Raw genomic sequence first — 2,138 nt, forward strand, 5'->3', positions numbered from 1 at the left:
AATCGCAGTCGAGAATGCTGCGCAAACGCTTTTCCTGTTGTTCGGGTTCACTGAGATCGAAACGAGTAAAGAAATCGTCGGTTTCAAGATACTGGACCTTATAGCCTTGTAGGACAGCTTGGTTGGCGACGGCCTTCGCAACGTGCGATTTGCCAGTGCCGGGTTTACCGATAAGGAGCGCGTTCTCGCCAGCGGAAACAAACTTCAATGTTCGCAGCTCCAAACAGGCCTGGCGCGGAAGCTTTGGATTGAACGACCAATCGAATTCGGCGAACGTGAGCTTCTCTTCAAGGCCCGACTGTTTGTGCCGACGCTCGATGAGCCGTGATTGACGGCGATCTAGCTCGTCCTGCAGAATTATCGAGAAGGTTTCCAGAAAGGGTTGGTTCGCCGCCTGCGCTTGCAGCACGCGTGTTTCCAGCGTGTCGCGCACACCAGACAGATGGAGTTGTTTGAGCGAGCGCTCGATTTCGGGCATCGACATGGTCATTCGTTGATCTCTCCAGTGGTCAAGGACGGTTGTGTAATCTGCTGTTGTGCGCCGAGATTGAACCGCTCGCCGTATTCGGCGGCTGGACGGATTAGCGCGTGATCCTGGGTAAGAGGCAAAGCGAGTTGTGGGGCTTGGTTAAGCCGTTCCAGCGCTTGATCGAACAGCCGCTCGACCAGTGCGCGAACTTGTTTGTAGGAGCGCAGGCGGTGCTCCTGTGCCTGGCTGCAGGCTTGCTCAACGATGCGGGCCGGGTACTTCTTCGCGAGACCGACGATGCCCCACATGCCGCGCTGGCCGACGCGCCCTTCGGAGTCAAACATCCGCTGGCAAAGTGCCTTGGTTTGCGGCCCTATGTCGCCCGCAGCGGATAGTAGAAAGGCTGTTTGCCTGGATGGATTGAACGGGCGCTCGTCTTCAGGCAATAGCAAGTGGCCCGGCTCTTTGAAGCGCGGGTGAATACGTAACAGCGTTTGTGTCTGTCGGTCGCGAACTTCAATGGTTGAATCGAAGATACGCACCAGCACCATGCTGCCAATCATGGCGGGACGCGCTGCATACCAGCTGTGGTCGATTCGAATAGTCGTATCATCGGAGACGGTGCGAACGACCTGCTCGAAGTAGCGGAATCCTGTCAGGGGCAGCGCCCGCAAGTGCGGCTTCTCCTCCTGGAACATCGCCTCGACCTGACGGCGGGCGCGGCCGTGCAAGCGCTTGGACGCCCAGTTCGATTCCCAGCGCACAAGAAACGCGTTCTGCTCCTCAATGGAGTCGAAGCGCCTGCCGCCAAGCGCGGTGCCTTGTGTATGCTGGATTGCGTTCTCAACGGTCCCCTTGCGGTTCGGATCCCGCACGCGCGCCGGGTCAGCAACCACGCCGTAGTGTTCGAGCATCGCGGCGTAGAGATGATTGATCTCCGGTTCGTATAGATCCGGCGTGATGACGCCTTCCTTAAGATTATCGAGGACGATGTATTGAACACAACCACCGAAATATCTGAACGCTTCTTCGTGAAGTTGCGCCCACACTTGCTGGCTGGATTTCCATACGACCCGGCGGAAACTGTGACGCGAAAAACGTAAAGTCATCACAAATAGCCGTGGTCGCCGATAGCGCCCCGTCTTCGGATCGAGGGTCGGCGCACCCTCGCCATAGTCAACCTGAGCCTCCTCGCCCGGCAGAAACTCAAGACGGTCGAATTGTTCCGGATCGATATGGCGCAAGGCACGCACGAACCGTTTGACGCTCTCGTAGCTCGCGGCAAACGCGTATTGATCAACGAGATCCTGGTAGATAGCCTGAGCGTTTCGTTGCAAGCGAACTTGCTCTTCGATCCATTGCCGATGGGGCTCGCACAATGAACGGGCGAAATCGAAGTTGCAAGCCTTCGTCAACGCGGCCTGAAAAGCCGGTGGTCGCGGGAGTGGAGGAGTTTGGTCAGCGTCCTCCGAGCCGATGGTCGCGGGGGCGGGGGAATTTGTGGACGTGGATGCGCGTGCCGCGAAGATCGCCATGTAGCGGCGAATCGTCTTGCGGTCGATTCCGGTGATCCGATGAATCTCACGCTGGCTCTTCTTGAGCTCCAGTAGCGTGAACACGGTACTTTGCTGATGCTGCTTCAAGACGTTCAACTCCCACCTCCAAGGCT

General features: G+C 57.6%; 2 protein-coding genes. Both read right to left on the minus strand.

From position 1 onward, the window contains the following. A partial coding sequence (locus AWB69_RS45005) for an ATP-binding protein (RefSeq protein ID WP_156529221.1) occupies nucleotides 1–490 on the minus strand: 490 nt, incomplete at its 3' end. Beyond that, complete coding sequence (gene istA / locus AWB69_RS45010; RefSeq protein WP_062093206.1) at nucleotides 487–2,121, minus strand: IS21 family transposase; 1,635 nt, start codon at nucleotides 2,119–2,121, stop codon at nucleotides 487–489. The genes istA and AWB69_RS45005, both read right to left, overlap by 4 nt. Between the last annotated feature and the right edge of the window lie 17 nt (nucleotides 2,122–2,138).

The sequence above is a fragment of the Caballeronia udeis genome, from assembly GCF_001544555.2.
GTDB classification, from domain to species: domain Bacteria; phylum Pseudomonadota; class Gammaproteobacteria; order Burkholderiales; family Burkholderiaceae; genus Caballeronia; species Caballeronia udeis.